Raw genomic sequence first — 18867 nt, forward strand, 5'->3', positions numbered from 1 at the left:
TTGTTTACATAAAGTTCAAAAACGTGTTATAACTTTGACCGAATGATTTTTCTAACCTTCTTTATCGGACTGATAGCAAACTTTATCGGTTACATACCTCCGGGCAACATTAACCTTACGCTGGTACAGCTTACCATTAACCGTGGTATTAAGCAGGCATTGCAGTTTATAACCGCATTTTCGTGCGTTGAATTTTTCTTCACTTACTTTATTATGCACGCGGCCGACTGGCTGCATCAGCAAATTCATCTGGATACGATTATAGATTTTGTGATGATCGTTTTGTTCGGCACCATGGGTACTATTACGTGGATCCACCGAAACCAACCGGCCAAAACCACTTACTCTGATAAAGAAAGTATTAAATACGGCATATTGTTAGGGTTCTTAAATCCTATGCAGATCCCTTTCTGGTTAATAGCCGGAACTTATGTTATTACCCACGAATGGATTGTAGACGGCAGATTGGGTTTATTTATTTTTAGCTTGGGTTCGGCATGCGGCGCATTTTCGTGCTTGTTTATATACGCCCATTTTGCCAAGTATATTCAGGAAAAATTCGCCTTAAGTACCAAGCTTATCAATGTGAGTATCGCAGTTCTATTTTTTGCTTTTGCAGGTTACCATATTGTAAAACAGGTTTACCTGCTGGGCTTTAAGCACAAATTTTAGTCGATAGATGCTTCTTTACTTTTCAGGTTCCAGATCTTCTCTGCCTTACGACCAATGAGCCAGAACGAGCCCGCCAGTATGGCGAAGAACAGTGTTTTATTGGTGTGCTCCCAAAAGTACTCGAAGTATTTGGTGTAGATAAATATGAGCAGAAAGGTAATGCCAAACTCGCGGGCTATTACGTCTTTTACTTTCAGTCCGTACAATAAAAACCCTCCGGCAACAACAGCAGAAATTATCCCCCAGTAAAATAAACTGATCTGTTTTACATGCCACCAGCTGTCTATATTGCCATAATTGCCGAAGATGCTCAGCAACCAAAGTGATAAAAACAGGTATAATAAACCGGCCACATAGGTAAGTTCGTTAAACCGGTAAAACCATTTTTGTTTCTTTAAAAGATGGCAGGCCAAAACCAGCAAGCCACCAAATACAACGAAACGTAGCGGATAATTCATCCCCAGGAAATAATCGCTCCATCGGGTTTGATAACCGGTTTCTGTGCCGAACCAGCTCCCCATTGAAACCAGGGCAAACAGCCAGATCAACCTCGAATCCATCCGCCAACCCAGAAAGCCGTATACAAAAATGGATACCAGAAATAAAAGCGAATAGTGCCCCGAGCCGTTATCGAATGTTTTGCCCAGATAGGCAATACAACAGGCCGTAAATAAAATACCGGTAAAAACTACGGCCTCGTTACTGAATATACGTTCAGGGTTGCGTTTCTCGAGCCTGCGGCCCCAGATAAAGAAAAAAGCAGCTATAACACCAGATAAAATACTGATGATAATATCGGGCGTATAATAAAGATTTTTGAGCAGGTTAATTACGGCATCATTAACAATGAGGTAGCAGAACGATGCCCCACCACAAACCAGTGCTATCCAAAACGAATACTTGGCCAGCCGCATCCAATCAAAACCTTTTACCTCGTAAGAATGGCGGAGTTTTTCGGCAGTTGAACCATCAATCAGATGATCTTTTTCCCAAACATCAATAGCCCGGTTCAGAAATTCACTTTCCTGTTTATCGAGGTTTAGTTTGGGCATGTGTGGTGAGTGGTTATTAGGTTATTGAGTTATTGGTGCTTATCAAATATAACATTCTTCATATTATATTAACATAATGCCTAAGGTTTCGTTTTAGTGACCTAATAACTATTAACTCAATAACTCCAACACATCAACCTTATCCTTGCCTAACTGCACTACCAGTTCATCGAGCGAAGCAAACTTAATATCACCGCGAACAAAGTATAAAAAGTCCATGCGGATGGTTTGGTTGTAGATATCCTCGTTGAAGTCGAAGATGTTCACTTCGATATTGCGCGTCATGCCGTTAATGGTAGGGCGCTGGCCTATATACGCCATACCTTTATAAACAATGCCGTTGATATGCACTTTTACAGCAAAAATACCATCACTCGGGATGAGTTTGTATTTTTCTTCGATTAACAGATTAGCTGTTGGGTAACCCAATTGCCTGCCCAACTGATCGCCTTTAATTACTTTACCTGTGATATAGAATGGATAACCCAAAAAGGTATTAGCTAGTTCTATCTTATCGTTCAGCAAAGCTTCACGGATACGGGTTGAGCTTACGGCCACGTCGTTAATATCCTGTTCAGAGATTTCTACCACTTCATAACCATAATCGGGGGCCAAACGTTGCAAATCGGCCAATCCGCCCTGGCGGTCTTTACCGAAGCGATGATCGTAACCGATCACAATTTCTTTGGTGCCAATTTGTTTCACCAACACTTCGCGGATATATTCTTCGGCGGTTTGGTTAGAAAAATCGCGGGAGAATGGCGTGATGATCAGATGACCTACACCCAACTCTTCCAAAAGATTTGCTTTCTCTGCAATGGTGGTGATCAGCTTCAGGTTTTGATCTTCGGGATGGAGAATCATACGCGGATGCGGGAAGAAGGTAAGGATAACCGTTTCCCCTCCAACCTCTGCGGCCAACTCTTTTATTCGGTTGATTATTTTGCGGTGCCCCAGGTGTACCCCATCAAATGTACCGATGGTTACTACTGCATTTTTTACCGGCTCAAATTCATCAATGTGATGATATACTTTCATAGATAGTAGCAAAGATATTATTTAGCAGCTTCGGGCTGTACTTTAAGGCTGCGAATATTGTTAACCAATTCCATCACCTCAAACGCATCTTCAATCTTAAAATTGCCGCTGCGGGTACGGCGTAATTTCGACATGTAAGCGCCATTATTCAAAGCCCTGCCAAAATCATAAACCAGCGAACGGATATAGGTTCCCTTACTGCAAACCACCCTGAATTCAACCTCTGGCAAGTTAATAGCTGTGATCTCAAATTCACTGATAGTTACCGTACGCGATTTTAATTCCACTTCTTCACCCCTCCGCGCTTTTTCGTAAAGGCGTTCACCATCTACTTTAATAGCTGAGTGAGCCGGAGGATACTGCTGTATTTCGCCGGTGAATTGTTTGGTGGCACTATAGATGTCTTCTTCTGTAATATGGCTGATGTCGAAAGTCTCGTCAACCTCAGTCTCCATATCGTACGATGGTGTAGTTGCTCCCAGCACCAGTGTACCTGTATATTCTTTTTCCTCAGCCTGGAAGGTATCTATCTGTTTGGTCATTTTGCCGGTGCAAACAATAAGCAAACCAGTCGCCAACGGATCAAGCGTACCTGCGTGACCAACCTTCAGTTTAAGCGGTTTAAATGAGTTGCGGATTTTGCCAACTACATCAAAACTGGTCCAGCTGTAGGGTTTGTTAATGAGAAGCAATTGTCCCTGGGCAAACTCGTCGAGGGTTATGTTGAAATTATTCTCCAATATTTTATATAAAATGCAAAGGTAGTTATTAGAGGCAAGAATCGAGAATCAGGAGGCAAGACATCATCATTCATCGTAGAGACACAATACCTTGTGTCTCGTTTGCAATTCAAAAAGGCATTTCCGATCTGTAGGGAGACACAAGGTATTGTGCCTCTACGGAATTTAAAGCATAAAAAAGAGGCACAAAATTTTGTGCCTCTACGTAATATCTTCAATCTCGATTCTTGACTCTCGATTCCTGATTCTCTTAAATTAAATCACTTCCAATGTATGCCCCGATAGGTATACTGCTATAATAATACCGCCTACAATAATGCGGTAGAAACCGAATAATTTGAAACCTCTTTTCTCCAGAAAAGTGATGAAAGTTTTAATAGCCAGCATAGCAACAATAAAGGCAATTACGTTACCTACTGCTAATAACTTAATTTCTTCACCGCTGAAAATGTGGCCTTCTTTGTGGAAATCCCAAAGCTTTTTAGCTGTTGCTGCAAACATGGTTGGTACGGCCAGGAAGAATGAAAATTCGGCAGCTGCGGTACGGCTTAGCTTTTGCGACATACCGCCTACGATACTTGCAGCCGAACGTGACACCCCCGGAATCATAGCCAAACACTGGAAGAACCCGATTTTTAAAGCAGTTGGTTTATCAATCTGGCTTTCTTCGGTCACCGTTGCTTTATTGAACCATTTGTCAACAAACAATAAAATGATACCACCTACAAACAGGGTTATGCCAACGGTTAAAGCACTATCTAATAAAGCGTCAATTTTTTTGGCGAATAGTAAGCCGAAAATTGCTGCCGGGATAAAAGCCACCAATAGTTTTACATAGAAATCTAACGATTTTAAAAATCGTTTGTAGTATAAAACCACTACCGATAATATTGCGCCCAGTTGGATGGCTACGGTAAATAGCTTAACAAAATCACCTTTATCGCCCATGATAGATTCGGCAATAATCATGTGGCCTGTTGAGGAGATTGGTAGAAATTCTGTCAATCCTTCAATAATTGCCAGAATAATAACGTGGATTAAATTCATTGTTTATTTAGCAGCAGGCTTTTTAAGGATAGCATAAAAACCTAAGCCAAAACCAGCTAACACAACAAGCGGTGCAAGTACAATTTTGGTTGAGCTGTAAATGTCGGTAGTGCCGCTCATTAATACGAAACCTAAGGCTACTACAACTGCGCTTACAGCCAGTAAAATGTAGTTGCTTTTTTCGAAGATGAATTGTACCGGCTGAATATTTTCAGTGGTTTTGGTTGATGATGTGCCTGCTGTACGTGCAGACGGTGTATACTTTTGTGCCATAATATCTTATCTGTATAAGTCGTATATTTTTAAACGAAGGAAACGGTTTACTGCAAGGAAAGTGCTCAACCCTGAGATCAATACTCCAAGGCCAACTACACCCAAAAACACAATACCAAACTCGGTATAGTTTTGCAGGATCACCAGGTCAGGGATTTGTTTGATTGCCAAAAACAGCGTACCCACCAGTATAATAATGGCAATCAGCGCACCCAGCAAACCATGCCATATCCCATAAAGCAAAAACGGCTTACGGATAAATGATTTGGTTGCCCCTACCAACTGCATCGATTTAATTAAAAAGCGTTGCGAATAGATAGCTAAACGGATTGTATTATTAATCAGCGCTACCGATACCACCACAAATATGCCGGCAAAAACCAAAATAATTAAAGTTATCGAGGCCAGGTTCTGGTTCATTTTGTCAACCAATGGCGCCTGGTAGTTTACTTCTTTTACCAGTGGGTTTTTCAATAACTCGGCTTTAAAAGCTGCGATATCTGCATTGTTGGCGTGTTCGGCCTTCAGGTAAACGTCTATTGATTCTGATAGCGGGTTAACACCCAGGAATTTGATAAAATCTTCACCCAGGTCTTTCTGCATTTTGCGTGCAGCAAGCTCTTTACTTACGTATTGGGTTTGTTTTACAAATGGGTGGCTGTCCAGTTGTTTTTGCAATTGCAATACATCGGTTTCGCGGGTAGTTTCATCAACATATACGTTTACTACGATGTTCTCTTTCACATAACGCGAAAGGTTATTGGCATGAACAAGTATCAAACCCAACAGGCCAACCATTAATAATACCATGGCTATACCAAATACAGTAGATATGTAAATGGCTTTTGTTTTCTTGGCCGACGAGCTTGCTTCAAATTCTTCCATAAATGTGCTTGATTTGCAAAATTACAATTCCGGGTATAAAGGTAAAATTTTATCCCTATTTATTGCTTTTGCAGTTGATTATGTAAACCGTTTTAACACGATTTAACAAAAATTAACGCATTTGTTTTGCGTTAAAAATGCTTTGTTGAGACGATAAACATTAATTAGCCAGAAGCTGCTTGTAAATTAATACAAAATTAGATGAGGTTCCGCGCTGCATAATATTTGATGCCGAAGTGCTTAACACCCATCCGTTCTGCGCCATATAGTTAAATATAGCGTCAACGGAATCAAACTGAATGGTTTCTTTGTTCCTGCCACCATCATCTATAGCCACTTCATATTTTGCGCCATGCGGATACACATAAACCAGGCAGGTTTTCTCTTTATACCGGTTCGCCGTAAAATCTGTTTGCGCAAAAGCATAAAACGGCGAAGCAAGCAGCAATAAATTAAGCACCTTTTTCATAGGGGTATTAAACTGTGATTTGCTGTATGACTAACCTTACCGCAAAAAGTTAAACAGGCTTATTGTAACAAGTTTATAGCAATTTAAAGTGGACGCTTATAAATGAGATGTAGCCTTTGTGTGAGTCCGTTATTTAAAGCTTCCGGATATGATGTTACCAACACCCAACCATCCTGAGCCATATAGTTCATTATACCTATCATAGAATTAAATTCCCTCGGCTTATTATTGGTATTTTTAATATAGGGAACTTTATCAAAGTTTTGATCTGTCTTACTTATTTTTAATCTATATCCATAGGAAAATCCTTCGGTTTCAGCCTCACAAAATTCTTCTTTGGGCTTATACTTTAATGAATCTGTTTGGGCAAAACAATATGCTGGCGCGACAAATAGCAGCAGTAAAAATAACTTTTTCATGGGTTTTAGATTGAATTTTAAAGTGGACGTTTAAAAATTAAATGAATCTGGCCTGTGCTGCCTCGGTCTACTTCGGCAAATGATGATACCATTACCCAGCCGTATTGTGCCATATAATTAAGCACGCCCGCCATCGAGTTAAACTGCCTGGTTTTGTTGTTGGCATCTTTAAGCCAGGTTAGCTTACCAGACTTTTCATCCTTATTATTTATTTTTAATTCGTACCCGAAGTAATAATGTTCGGCCTCTACCTCACAAAACTCTTCTTTGGGCTTATACTTTAATGAATCTGCTTGGGCGAAGCAGTACATAGGTGCTACAAATAGCAGGAGGAATAATAACTTTTTCATAAGGTTTTAAATTGTGTTTAATGTATAGACGTGTAACGCCGTAAAAAGTAACATCCCGTTTTTGTAATAAAGTTGTTGTATTTGTGAATACAGATTGAGGCGGATTTAAACAAAAAATCGCCGCATGAGTTAATCTATCAACAATAACACTTACATCATGACAAAGCCAGCGAACGATCCTAATAAACCATCACCATCAGATACCCCTACCGAAAGACCGGTGGATAACGGGCACAAAAGCGTGGTGAAAAAAGAGGATAAACAATACCATGAAGAAAATGCCAACTTCGGCAACGTAGATAAGCAGCGCCGCAACGACGAGGAACCTGTAAACCCCATCAAAACCCCGCCGACAGAAGATGAAGGCATGAAAGAAGGGAAAGTACAGCCGTAGGTTTAGTTATGAGTTTTGAATGTGTGAATTAGTGAGTTATATGCCCTGCATTATCACAACTCACTAATTCACTACTCACAACTGCTTATCTACTTATCCCCGCCGAATTAAATTGCAGATCGTACAATTTGCGGTAGAAACCGTTGGGGATGCGTAATAACTCTTGATGGGTACCAATTTCTTTGATCTCACCGTGATCGAGCACGATGATCTTGTCTGCTTTTTGGATGGTGGATAGGCGGTGCGCAATAACGATAGCGGTACGGCCTTCCATCAGTTTATCAATTGCGTTTTGAATCAGCAATTCTGTTTCAGTATCTACTGATGATGTTGCTTCGTCCAAAACCAGAATAGCCGGGTTATAAACCAGCGCGCGGATGAAAGAGATCAATTGCGCCTGCCCTGCCGATAAAGTTGCGCCACGTTCCATCACGTTGTACTGATAACCGCCGGGTAAGCGTTCAATAAACTCATGCGCGCCAACATCTTTGGCGGCTTTAATAATCTGATCTAAAGTAATGTCAGGATTATTTAGGCTGATGTTATTAGCAATGGTATCAGAAAACAGGAAAACATCCTGGATCACCGTGGCAATCTTCGAACGCAGAAAGCCGGTTTCATATTCCTGCAGGTTAATGCCATCTACTTTTACCTCGCCTTTGCCTATTTCATAAAAACGGTTCAAGATATTGATGGTTGATGATTTACCCGCGCCGGTAGCACCAACCAGCGCCAGTGTTTCGCCCGGTTTAATATGGAAGCTGATATCTTTCAATACCCAGTTTTCATCGTTATAGGCAAACCAAACTTTGTTAAACTCTATATCGCCAATAATTTCACCCGATTTGATGCGGCCTGTATTAACGGCAACTTCGTCGGTATCCAAAACCTTAAAGATCCTATCAGCCCCCACCATACCCATTTGCAGGGTATTAAATTTATCAGCCAATTGGCGGATGGGGCGGAATAATAAGTTCAATAATGAAATAAAAGCAACGATTAGTCCCGGTGTAACGCCGTGTTTGGAGGCTGAGAAATTAGCCAGTTCACCGTCAGATAAAATTCGTTTGCAACCGTACCAAACCAATAAGCCCATGCACACGGCAAACAGAATCTCGACCACCGGGAAAAAGATAGAGTAATACCAGTTAGAGCGGATGTTGGCATCGCGATATTTGCGATTCACATCCACAAACTTGCGCATCTCCTGGTCTTCGCGGGCAAAGTATTGGATAATACTAACACCAGAGATATGCTCCTGCAAAAAGGTATTTAAATGCGAAACCTGCGTACGCACTTCCTGGAACGATGATTTTATAGCTTCTTTAAACACATACGTAGCCAAAAAGAGAAAAGGCATTGGGATAAGGGTAATCAGCGTCAGCTTCCAATCCTCAATCAGCATATAAATTACGATGGCAATTACCAGCAGTAAGTCACCGGCTATGGAGATCAGGCCTTCCGAGAAAATATCGGCAATAGTTTCCAGATCCGATACCGTACGGGTAATCAACATCCCAATAGGGGTTTTATCGAAATATTTTAAACGCAGGCTGATGATATGGTTAAACACATCCATCCGCAAATCTTTAATTACCGATTGGCCCAGCGCATTGGTCATATACGTTTGCCAGTACTGCGCCACGGTTTGTATAGCCAACTGACTAATCATCAAACCAACCATAAACACCAATCCATTATAATCGCCCACCACAATGTACTTATCCAGCGTACGCTGAATCAATATTGGTTGCACCAGCGCAATTACCGCTAAAAATATAGTGAGGAAAGCAGCAATACCGAACGTAAGCCTATATGGCTTTACATAGTGCATTACCCGCCGCATTAATCGCCAGTCGATGGCATTTCCGGTTACATTACTCATTCTTTTTTATTTCGGATTTCGAATGTTCGATTTCGGATTTATGCTTTTTCAAATTTTGATATTCTTACTCAGAAATATTAAAATCCGAAATCGAACATCCGAAATCCGAAATCCCTACAAATATGGATAAACTACTTCTGTTAAATATAAGCCGCAGGCAGGCACAGATGTACCGGCTTTGCTGCGGTTTTTGCTTTCTATTATTTGCCTGATAGCCTCGGGCGTTATTTCCTTTTTGCCGATCATCATCATCGTTCCAACTATCGCCCTTACCATATTACGTAAAAAGCGATCGGCCGAGATGTGAAAGGTTAAACTGCCATCGGAGTTCTCTACCCACTCAGCACGGCTAATTTTGCAATTATTGGTAAACACCTGGGTATTTGATTTACTGAAACAGCTGAAATCGATATACTCCATCATTATACGTGCACCTGCATTCATCAGCTCAATATCTGGCCTATCCCTCAACAACCACGAATATTTGGTTTTAAAAGGATCCTTCTGAAAATGGACATGGTATTCATAAGAGCGAAGCGTGGCATCGAAACGGGCATGAGCTTCTGCATCAACCGGGATAATACGCGACACCGCAATGTCATAAGGCAACAAAGCATTAAGGCCTGCCAAACTAACGTCCCCCAGCCCCTTAAAGGGGGAGCCGCTACCCTCTTCTACTCCCCCTTTAGGGGGTTGGGGGGCAACGTCTACGTGCGCATAAAACTGCTTCGCATGCACCCCTGTATCCGTACGACCGCAACCTAAGGTTTCAATGGGTTGCCTTAATAAAGTACTTAAGGCCTTGTTCAGCATTTCCTGTACCGTTACTGCATTAGGCTGGGTTTGCCAGCCGTGGTAATTGGTACCGTCATAGGCGAGTTCTATAAAATAACGTTGTTGTTCGGCCACGGCGCAAAGTTAATAAACCGTGGCTTATGCATACTTATGTTTTAGTGAAACAAATATTATCTTTGTGACTCTTAATACAACTATGATACAAAGAATGCAATCTATATACCTGTTTTTGGCAGGCCTTTTAATTTTCGCGCTTTATCTGTTCCCGTTAGCACATAATGTTGATATTAATGGCATACCCACTACGATTAAAGCTACCGGCTTATACCAAATAGTAAACGGACAGGAAACCCATACCGAAGTTTTTGTAGCCCTAACTGCGGTTACAGCAATAATAGGCCTGCTCCCCATCATCATCATTTTCCTTTACAAAAACCGCAAAAAGCAGGTTACGTTCTGCTACAGCGCCATACTGGTTGTTATCGGTTTTAGCTTCTGGATGGCGCAAACTGTTAAAAGCGTTACCGGCGGCATTACTATCGGCACCAACAATATGGGCATTGGTTTATTACTATCAAGCCTTAGCATTGTGATGCTGATTTTTGCAGCCAAAGCTATTCAGCGCGATGAGAAACTGGTGCGCTCTGCCGACAGATTACGATAATACCATTCAAATAATCAAACAGTTATGCTAAATAATGCCATTTACAAATAACTGTTTGATTTAAAATTTAAATAGCGTACCTTTGCACTCGATTTGGCGATGTTGCCAAGTTCGTTATTTAAATTCATGAACAACCCATTTATTGAACTGGGAATCCGTCATGACATTGTTAATGCCATTAGCGAGTTAGGCTTTGAAAAACCTACTCCAATACAGGAAGCTTCTATCCCTGTACTATTGTCTGGCAGCAACGATTTTGTCGGATTAGCCCAAACGGGAACCGGAAAAACGGCTGCATTCGGACTGCCTCTATTAGAATTAATCGATTTCGAAGAAAATCATCCTCAGGCACTGGTACTTTGCCCAACACGCGAGTTGTGTTTGCAAATTGCAAGTGACTTAACAAAGTTTGCTAAAAACATACCCAACGCTAAAGTTGTGGCAGTGTATGGTGGCGCAAGCATTATGGATCAGCTTCGTAGTATTAAACGCGGTGTGCAAATTGTGGTAGCTACGCCTGGGCGTATGCTTGACATACTTGGCCGTAAAGCGATTGATTTCTCTGATATACGTTATGTTGTATTAGACGAAGCAGACGAGATGCTTAACATGGGGTTCCAGGATGATATCGACGAGATATTGTCAACTACTCCGGAAGAGAAAAAAACCTGGTTATTCTCTGCCACTATGCCTAACGAAGTTAGACGCATAGCTAAAAAATACATGACAGACCCGCATGAACTTACCATGGGTAAGCAAAACACCGGGAATGCCAACATTGAGCACGAGTACTATATTGTGCGTGCCCGCGACAAATACGCTGCTTTTAAACGTATTGTTGATTTTAACCCTGATATCTTCGGTATTGTATTTTGCCGTACCAAAATTGAGACTCAGGAAATTGCTGAAGCACTGATTAAAGATGGCTACAACGCCGATTCTTTACACGGTGACTTATCACAGCAACAACGCGATAAGGTAATGAAACGTTACCGCGAGCGTAGCTTACAACTGTTAATTGCAACAGACGTAGCTGCACGTGGTATTGATGTTAACGACGTTACACACGTTATTAACTACTCTTTACCTGATGAGATCGAAAACTACACCCACCGTAGCGGCCGTACAGCCCGTGCAGGTAAAACCGGTGTATCTATCGCTATCATCAACTCGAAAGAATTAGGTAAAATTCGCCAGATTGAAAGAGTTATTGGTAAAGCTTTTGTTAAAGCTGAAGTACCGAATGGCTTTGATGTTTGCGAAAAACAATTGTTCTCTTTAATTCACAAAGTACATAACGTAACTGTGAACGAAAGCCAGATTGAACAATACATCCCACGTATTATGGATGAGTTTGCCGACCTGAGCAAAGAAGATTTAATTAAACGTTTTGCATCTTTAGAGTTTAACCGCTTCTTAGATTATTACAAAAACGCTCCTGATTTGAACGCTCCTGAAGAGGCTCGTTTCAGAGACAGAGATGGTGCAACAGGCGAACGTTTTGTTCGTGGTAACAACGGTGAATTTACCAGGTTGTTTATCAACTTAGGTTCTGTTGATGGATTTGGCCGTGGCGAAATGCTGGGTTACATCTGCAACAACACCGGTATTGTTGGCCGTACAGTAGGTAAAATTGATGTTAAGGGTGTTTACTCTTTCTTCGAGGTTGCCAATGCTGATAAGGACACTGTAATGAACGCTTTCAAATCGATCCAATACAAAGGTCGTGATGTAAGGATAGAAATATCTGGCGACGACCGTCAGGAAGGTGGCCGTTCTGGTGGTGGTTACCAACGTCGCGAAGGCGGCAATGGTGGCGGCGGCTTCAGAGGCAACCGTCGCGAAGGCGGAAACGGTGGTGGTGGTTACCAACGCCGTGAAGGTGGCGACAGAAGTAACGGTGGTGGTTTCAGAGATTTCTCTGGCAAACGCCGCGAAGAACGTTCAGAACGCCGTAACCGTAGCTAATACGTTTACGTTCACAATAAAAATTTAGTTTTAGTTTAGTTAGTTAAAGCCTTTCGGAGCAATCCGGAGGGCTTTTGTGTTATTTGGCAAATTCTATTTTGGTAGAATCCGGGTATTGCAGCCTAAGCTGATGATCGTCCAGATGCTCAATAACAAAACGGGTATAAGGCTGATTGCCCTGAAATGAAGTATAAATGGTATCGCCTTTTAAAATATAATCCTCAGCCGGCGAATTGTTATCTGCCATAAACTCATCATCGGTTATTTTTAAAACCGAACCTTGTTTAGAGTGCCAGTTACCTTTAAGCTTGCTTTGCGTATTACCTGCACAGGCAACGCCAAACAATACAACAGCACAAACAAAATGAACAATAATTAAAGCCGCGTTTTTCATGGGTGAAGGGTAGATAAAAGAAGCCGGGCCGTAAAGCCCGGCTTTGATATTACATTTTGTGATGTTCCATATCTTTCTTGTCCATCAATTGAGATTTCTTTTGATAAACACGATGGCCTTTCTTATCTACGTAGTAGTACTGCGATTTTTTATTGATATAGATAGTTTCGCCACGCGGGCCGCATTTGCCTTCATATTTTTTATCGATAACGGCAGATGATCCTTTTGAGGCAACTTCTGAAGTTTTATGGCCAACATCGGTAGCAGCGTGGCCAACGCCATGCTCTGCTTTTTTAACATCGCTTTGCGCATAAGATTGTGCTGCACAAAACATAGCACCGGCTACTAATAGTGATTTGAAGGAAGTTTTCATAGTTTCTGAATTTGTATTTCAGATACTAACTCAATTGTCCTGCCAAATGTTGCATTTGCGGCACAGGTGCCTTTTTCTTGTATAAAATAGCATAAACAGCCTCACAAATAGGCATAGCTACTTTGTACTGTTTATTCACCTGGTGTAGGCAATTTACTGCATAATAACCCTCGGCAATCATATTCATTTCTAATTGGGCCGAGGTTACCGTATAGCCTTTACCTATCATATTACCAAAAGTACGGTTGCGGCTAAACTGCGAGTAAGCGGTCACCAACAAATCGCCCAGGTAAGCCGACTCTTTAATATCGCGATCTATCGGATGCACAACATCAACAAAACGTTCCAGCTCACGGATGGCATTTGAAATTAATACCGCCTGAAAATTATCGCCATAACCTATACCGTGGCAAATACCACTGGCTACTGCATAAATATTTTTAAGCACTGCGCCCCATTCGGTACCATAAATATCATCTGATACAATGGTTTGGATATAACGTGTGTTAATTAAGCCGGCAAAATGCGCAGCCAGTTCCGGGTCGCCGGAGGCAATGGTTAGGTATGATAGTTTCTCAAGTGCTACCTCTTCGGCATGGCATGGGCCACTCAGCACCAAAAAGTGATCGAAGGGGATATTGTAATGTTGATTAAGAAACTCACCAATGATCTGGTTTTCATCGGGCACAATACCTTTAATTGCCGATACGATGTATTTACCTTTCAGGTCTTCGGCGGTAATGTCTGTTAAAGCTTCTTTTAAGAAGGCCGCAGGCACATTAAGCAATATAAAGTTAGCCTCGCCTATGATGTGCTTGATGTCGGTGGATATATGATGCTTCGGTAGTTTAATTTCAATCGAGCTCAGGTAATTAGGGTTGTGTTTAAATTCGCGTAAGTGTGCTACGGCGTCTGCATTGCGCATCCACCAAAAAATCTGTTTTTCGGCTGTGTTATCAGCCAGCATTTTGATGTTTGCTGTGGCCCAGCTGCCACCACCAATAATTGCTATTTTGTTTTGGGTATCCATTAAATAAAAAGTCCTGCAAGAACCAATTTGTTCTTGCAGGACAAAATAAAAAAATATTAATCAGTTATTAGTTATCCTTCTGCTTATTATCCGAACTAAATAGCTTCGATTTATCCACTTTCTCTACGTCCATCTTGTCTTTCAACGTTTTAGAGATCGCTGAGTACGGCCCTGAAACTACCTCATCGCCTTCTTTAAGGCCGGTTAAGATCTGGATATTGGTATCATCCTGAATGCCGGTAGTAACCGCAACCTGTGATACTTTGCCTGCTTTGTAAATAAATACATATTCTTTGGTAACGGCACCTATCTTTTTCTTATCGGTACTGTTATCACTGTCGTCCTTTTTCTTCATACCATCATCTTTCTTTTCTTCGCGTGTAGTAACCGATTGGATTGGAACAGATAGTGCATGTGTATGATTGGTTTGAATATCCACAGTAGCGGTTAGCCCCGGGCGGAATGGCGAGTGACCATTAACACTTTTGTTGATCAGATCTTTATAAGATTCTGGGTTGATCCGCACCTTAACGGTAAAGTTAGTTACCTGGTCGGCGTTGGTGCCCACAACGTTTGCCGAGCTACCAATTTCATAAACCACACCCGAGAAAGTTTTATCGTTAAAAGCATCGATCTCAATTTTTGATGAATCGCCCAGGTGCACACGGTTAATGTCATTTTCGTTCACATCAACGTTCACGTCCATTTTGCTCAGGTCAGATATGGTCATAATGTCGGTACCCGTCATTTGCGCTGTACCTACCACGCGCTCGCCTTTTTCAACAGATAGTTTTGATACCACACCATCAACAGGCGAATAAATACTGGTTTTAGCCAGATTATCCTGTGCTTCTTTTACCGAAGCCTGTGACTGTGCCAAGCCATATTGCGAACCCACTACGCTTTGTTTTAAAGCTTCGATGTTTGCTTTGGCGCCTTGATATTCGGCCTTGGCAGCATCAAACTCGGATGCAGTTACCACTTTATTATCGTAAAGTTCTTTGGTACGTTTATATTTAGATTCTGAGTTGGCGTAGTTAGCCTGTGCCTGTGCCAGCATTTGGCTTGCATTACCAACACTTGCTTTTTGGCTGTTGTATGATGCCACTGCACGCTCGTAACCAGATTTTAAAATGTCCGGGCGAACACGGCAAAGCAGCTGGCCTTTTTTAACAATATCGCCTTCTTTAATCGGCAACTCCACAATCTCGCCCGAAACCTCAGAGCTGATCTTAACCTCAACCTCAGGTTTAATCTTACCGCTTGCCGATACCACCTCGTTAATATCACGGGCGGCAGCTTTTTCGGTTGCAACCTGCGTTTTATCTGGTTTACCGATAATACCTGTTGCTTTACCAACAATGAATAATACAATAAGTACTCCCAGAGTAATTAAAACGTATTTTGTAGTCTTTCCCATTATTAATTAAGGATTTTGTATTGTTTAAAGTGTTATAGGGTTACCAAGATAATAATCAATTACCTTGCTTCTAAAAATTGATTCGTATTGCGCAGCAATCATATCAAACTGCGATTTATTAAGGTTTGTTAACGACGTATTATAATCCAGCGAGTTTACCAAACCTACATTATAGCGTTGCTGCACTACATTATAAGCATCTTTATTAGCCAGATAAGTTTGCAGTGCCGACTGGTATTTTTTATCGGCAGCCTGTGCATCCAGCACCGCCTGACTGATTGTTTTCGTCAAGGTGTTTTTTGCCAGTTGAGTAGTAACCGCAGCGTTCTCATAACTCAGCTTAGCTTTACGAACCGTGGTACGTACTTGAAACTTACCGAAAATAGGAATCTGCAAATTAAGCCCAACCGAACCATTATAATTATTACCAAACTGACTTGCAAATGGATAAGAGTTTGCAACTATAGGCGCGGTAACCTGCGCAAAAACCGGCTGGTTAGTACCCTGCACCACACCAATTTGCTGGCTGATGGTTTGCCCGCCTATAATGTTTTGCGAGATACTTGAGTAGTTAGACCCAAAGCTACCGAATAATGACAGTGTAGGATAGTAGCTGGTTCTGGCAACTTTTATCTGCTCAGCATAAGTGCGTTCCTGGCTTTCGGCAAGTTTAATATCGGGGTTTATTTTAAGCGCAGTTTTAATTACATAGTTGGCATCATAAGCCGTTTTTAAGTCTGCAATTTTGCTAACATCCGGCCTGTCAATCTCAATGGCAGTGTTAGGATCCATTTCCATATACTGTTTCAGTGTAAGGATAGATGACTCGAACGCGTTTTGTGCATTGGTTAAATTAAGCTCGGCAGTAGCTACCTGTGCCTTAGCTTGCGACAGATCGGCCATTGTAGAATTTCCAACCTTCAGGCTTTTACCTGTACGGTCTAATGTTAACTGGGCAATATCAATTTGCTGCTTAGCTGCCGTAACCAAATCCTGATTGGTTAATACCGATAAAAAGGTGGTTACCACATTAAGCACCAAATCATTTTTTACTTTGGCAGTGCTGTTTTTGTCGGCTTCGAGCATAAGCTTATTGGATACAATCTGCTCATGCAATTGCCTGCCCTGAAACAAGATAAGTGATGCCTGTGCCTGGCCGTTAACATAGTAAAATGTTTGGTTGGTGTAAGCATACGTAGTTAAGTTAGGGCTACGACCAAAATTGTACGACCCCTGCCCGCTTGCATTTACATTGGGCAACATATTATATTTTGCCTGTTTATAATCTTCGTTAGCCAAAGCCTCTGTAAACTGCGATTGCTTAATTTGCAGGTTACGGTCGAGCGCGTTTTGGATGGCTTTCTCGAGTGAGATTTTCTCTTGCGCCATTGCGCTACCGCCCGAGAACAGCAGGATTGCAGCGGCAATAGGTTTTAAATTTTTTATAGTAAACAGGTGTTTCATAATGTTGTATTTACAATTTTGCACAAGTGCTTACATTGTATCCCCGAATTTTATTTATTAGAAGGTGGAACTAATTTAATTAATTTGTAAATGTACCTGGTAAAAACACCCTGGCTGCTTAAGCAATTTTATTCCGGCTTATTGTGGAATGAAGATCGTGATAAGCGAATCATTTATTTAACGTTTGACGACGGCCCTATACCTGTTGTTACACCGTTTGTATTAAAAATTTTAAAACAGTACCAGGCCAAAGCCACTTTCTTTTGCATTGGCGATAATATACGCAAACATCCCGATGTTTTTGAGCAGGTAAAAGCAGATGGCCACGCCATTGGCAACCATACATTCCATCACCTTAAAGGCTGGAAGACAGAAGATAATATTTATATAAAAGATATGCAGGCTTGCCAGGAGTTAACGCAATCAAACCTCTTTCGCCCACCTTATGGACGGATTAAGAAATCGCAGGCAAAGACATTGCAAAACCTATATCCAAATTTAAAGATCATCATGTGGGATGTACTCAGCGGCGACTTCGATATGAGCTTGGAACCTGAGAGATGTTTGAAGAATGTGGTTAAGCATACGGAGAATGGATCAATCGTAGTGTTTCATGATAGCTTGAAAGCATTTAATAGGCTGGAATATGTATTGCCGAGGGCAATGGAGTATTGGAGTAAGGAAGGGTATCAATTCAAGATATTATTATAATGAATATTACTTTGTAAATTCTCTTTTAAGTTTTACCTTACTTGTCAATTAAACCTTCTCACAATATACTTACTTATGGACATTTCGGCCTTGGCATTAAAGTTGATATTATTACTTGTACCTGGTGGTATTGCAACATTAATCTTTGAAAAACTTACAACTTATCAAAAATGGTCGCCATTCAAATTCATTGTAAACTCAATTTTTTTCGGAGGAGCTTGTTATATTCTGTCTGATGCTCTCTTCTATATTTTCTTAGAGGGTGAGATAAAAGAATTTTGGAAAACATTTGTTGTAGCAACAAGCATTCCCTTTTTTGAAATATTTAGAGCGACAGCTGTCTCAATATCGATTGGTTTTTTAGCCGCTTTGATAGAGAATAAAAAGTGGATTACACGTTTTGCTCGACTCCTAACTATAGCGGATAAGTATGGTGAAGAAAATCTATATTCATATTTTCTAAATGACCCCAAAGTCACAGAAGTCTACGTCAGAGATATCATTAATAATTTAACATTTCATGGCGAAGTCGATTCATTTTCCGAAACAGAAGAAATATCTGAAATATCTTTGAGGGATGTCAAAGTTTACGACTATCAAAGTTCAAATTTATTGTATACAATGCCAAGAGTTTTTCTATCTCGTCCAAAAAACACTATCTTTATAGAAGTACCAATTTAATTAAATATCATGCAAAAGAGACCAACAGGAAGTAGTGCTCAGAATGGTGGAACAAAAGGGCACTCTAAACCAGGAACAGGTGGTACACAGGCAGGTCCACCACCACCACCTAAGCCCCAAAACACAAAAAAATAGTACTGGCA

General features: G+C 41.1%; 23 protein-coding genes. 7 read left to right on the plus strand and 16 right to left on the minus strand.

Annotated elements, in window-relative coordinates:
- Window positions 1-42 precede the first annotated feature (42 nt).
- On the plus strand, window positions 43-672 hold the full coding sequence (locus tag PQO05_RS22470) for a LysE family transporter (protein ID WP_273629695.1): 630 nt from the start codon (window positions 43-45) through the stop codon (window positions 670-672).
- Here PQO05_RS22470 and PQO05_RS22475 read toward each other — a convergent pair.
- From PQO05_RS22475 to PQO05_RS22515, 9 genes are all read right to left on the minus strand, one after another.
- Window positions 669-1724, minus strand: a complete 1056-nt coding sequence (locus PQO05_RS22475) for a DUF2157 domain-containing protein (RefSeq protein WP_273629696.1) — start codon at window positions 1722-1724, stop codon at window positions 669-671. The genes PQO05_RS22470 and PQO05_RS22475 overlap by 4 nt on opposite strands.
- A gap of 111 nt (window positions 1725-1835) precedes the next feature.
- Window positions 1836-2762, minus strand: coding sequence for a bifunctional riboflavin kinase/FAD synthetase (locus PQO05_RS22480; RefSeq protein ID WP_273629697.1), 927 nt, complete (start codon window positions 2760-2762; stop codon window positions 1836-1838).
- A 17-nt stretch (window positions 2763-2779) separates the two neighbouring features.
- The gene (truB, locus tag PQO05_RS22485; protein WP_273629698.1) at window positions 2780-3502 is read right to left on the minus strand and encodes a tRNA pseudouridine(55) synthase TruB; all 723 of its coding nucleotides are present in this window, start codon (window positions 3500-3502) and stop codon (window positions 2780-2782) included.
- A gap of 255 nt (window positions 3503-3757) precedes the next feature.
- Window positions 3758-4549 carry an undecaprenyl-diphosphate phosphatase gene (locus PQO05_RS22490; protein ID WP_273629699.1) on the minus strand — a complete coding sequence of 264 codons (792 nt, stop codon included), beginning with the start codon at window positions 4547-4549 and terminating at the stop codon, window positions 3758-3760.
- Window positions 4550-4552: 3 nt separating this feature from the next.
- A complete protein-coding gene (locus PQO05_RS22495) occupies window positions 4553-4822 on the minus strand; it encodes a DUF3098 domain-containing protein (RefSeq protein ID WP_273629700.1) in 270 nt (89 codons plus the stop codon).
- 6 nt (window positions 4823-4828) lie between these two features.
- Complete coding sequence (locus PQO05_RS22500; protein WP_273629701.1) at window positions 4829-5707, minus strand: cell division protein FtsX; 879 nt, start codon at window positions 5705-5707, stop codon at window positions 4829-4831.
- Between the two features lie 160 nt (window positions 5708-5867).
- Window positions 5868-6176, minus strand: coding sequence for a hypothetical protein (locus PQO05_RS22505; RefSeq protein ID WP_273629702.1), 309 nt, complete (start codon window positions 6174-6176; stop codon window positions 5868-5870).
- Between the two features lie 83 nt (window positions 6177-6259).
- Complete coding sequence (locus PQO05_RS22510) at window positions 6260-6595, minus strand: hypothetical protein (RefSeq protein WP_273629703.1); 336 nt, start codon at window positions 6593-6595, stop codon at window positions 6260-6262.
- 17 nt (window positions 6596-6612) lie between these two features.
- A complete protein-coding gene (locus tag PQO05_RS22515; RefSeq protein ID WP_273629704.1) occupies window positions 6613-6945 on the minus strand; it encodes a hypothetical protein in 333 nt (110 codons plus the stop codon).
- A gap of 157 nt (window positions 6946-7102) precedes the next feature.
- Between PQO05_RS22515 and PQO05_RS22520 the strand changes: the two genes are divergently transcribed.
- Window positions 7103-7339 (plus strand): hypothetical protein, encoded by a 237-nt coding sequence (locus tag PQO05_RS22520; RefSeq protein WP_273629705.1) that lies wholly within the window; start codon window positions 7103-7105, stop codon window positions 7337-7339.
- 85 nt (window positions 7340-7424) lie between these two features.
- Here the strand turns inward: PQO05_RS22520 and PQO05_RS22525 are convergent, their stop codons facing one another.
- Together PQO05_RS22525 and truA are read right to left on the minus strand one after the other, a co-directional pair.
- Window positions 7425-9224: an ABC transporter ATP-binding protein gene (locus tag PQO05_RS22525; RefSeq protein WP_273629706.1), complete on the minus strand. Its 1800-nt coding sequence runs from the start codon at window positions 9222-9224 to the stop codon at window positions 7425-7427.
- 114 nt (window positions 9225-9338) lie between these two features.
- The gene (truA, locus tag PQO05_RS22530) at window positions 9339-10133 is read right to left on the minus strand and encodes a tRNA pseudouridine(38-40) synthase TruA (RefSeq protein ID WP_273629707.1); all 795 of its coding nucleotides are present in this window, start codon (window positions 10131-10133) and stop codon (window positions 9339-9341) included.
- Window positions 10134-10227: 94 nt separating this feature from the next.
- Between truA and PQO05_RS22535 the strand changes: the two genes are divergently transcribed.
- Both PQO05_RS22535 and PQO05_RS22540 read left to right on the plus strand, forming a co-directional pair.
- Window positions 10228-10683 (plus strand): DUF4293 domain-containing protein, encoded by a 456-nt coding sequence (locus PQO05_RS22535; protein ID WP_273629708.1) that lies wholly within the window; start codon window positions 10228-10230, stop codon window positions 10681-10683.
- A 126-nt stretch (window positions 10684-10809) separates the two neighbouring features.
- Complete coding sequence (locus tag PQO05_RS22540) at window positions 10810-12651, plus strand: DEAD/DEAH box helicase (RefSeq protein ID WP_273629709.1); 1842 nt, start codon at window positions 10810-10812, stop codon at window positions 12649-12651.
- A gap of 79 nt (window positions 12652-12730) precedes the next feature.
- Here PQO05_RS22540 and PQO05_RS22545 read toward each other — a convergent pair whose 3' ends face one another.
- From PQO05_RS22545 to PQO05_RS22565, 5 genes are all read right to left on the minus strand, one after another.
- Entirely contained in the window at window positions 12731-13045 is a 315-nt protein-coding gene (locus PQO05_RS22545) for a hypothetical protein (protein WP_273629710.1), read from the minus strand.
- A gap of 49 nt (window positions 13046-13094) precedes the next feature.
- Window positions 13095-13418 (minus strand): hypothetical protein, encoded by a 324-nt coding sequence (locus tag PQO05_RS22550; protein ID WP_273629711.1) that lies wholly within the window; start codon window positions 13416-13418, stop codon window positions 13095-13097.
- Window positions 13419-13443: 25 nt separating this feature from the next.
- Window positions 13444-14448, minus strand: a complete 1005-nt coding sequence (locus PQO05_RS22555; protein ID WP_273629712.1) for an NAD(P)H-dependent glycerol-3-phosphate dehydrogenase — start codon at window positions 14446-14448, stop codon at window positions 13444-13446.
- Window positions 14449-14515: 67 nt separating this feature from the next.
- Window positions 14516-15868: an efflux RND transporter periplasmic adaptor subunit gene (locus PQO05_RS22560; RefSeq protein ID WP_273629713.1), complete on the minus strand. Its 1353-nt coding sequence runs from the start codon at window positions 15866-15868 to the stop codon at window positions 14516-14518.
- Between the two features lie 24 nt (window positions 15869-15892).
- Window positions 15893-17332: a TolC family protein gene (locus PQO05_RS22565; RefSeq protein ID WP_273629714.1), complete on the minus strand. Its 1440-nt coding sequence runs from the start codon at window positions 17330-17332 to the stop codon at window positions 15893-15895.
- A 90-nt stretch (window positions 17333-17422) separates the two neighbouring features.
- Between PQO05_RS22565 and PQO05_RS22570 the strand changes: the two genes are divergently transcribed.
- The 3 genes from PQO05_RS22570 to PQO05_RS22580 all read left to right on the plus strand — a co-directional run bounded on the left by PQO05_RS22570 (window position 17423) and on the right by PQO05_RS22580 (window position 18859).
- Entirely contained in the window at window positions 17423-18043 is a 621-nt protein-coding gene (locus PQO05_RS22570; RefSeq protein WP_273629715.1) for a polysaccharide deacetylase family protein, read from the plus strand.
- 75 nt (window positions 18044-18118) lie between these two features.
- Complete coding sequence (locus PQO05_RS22575) at window positions 18119-18724, plus strand: hypothetical protein (protein WP_273629716.1); 606 nt, start codon at window positions 18119-18121, stop codon at window positions 18722-18724.
- 9 nt (window positions 18725-18733) lie between these two features.
- Entirely contained in the window at window positions 18734-18859 is a 126-nt protein-coding gene (locus tag PQO05_RS22580; RefSeq protein ID WP_273629717.1) for a hypothetical protein, read from the plus strand.
- Window positions 18860-18867 lie beyond the last annotated feature (8 nt).

The sequence above is a fragment of the Mucilaginibacter jinjuensis genome (assembly GCF_028596025.1).
GTDB classification, from domain to species: Bacteria; Bacteroidota; Bacteroidia; order Sphingobacteriales; family Sphingobacteriaceae; genus Mucilaginibacter; species Mucilaginibacter jinjuensis.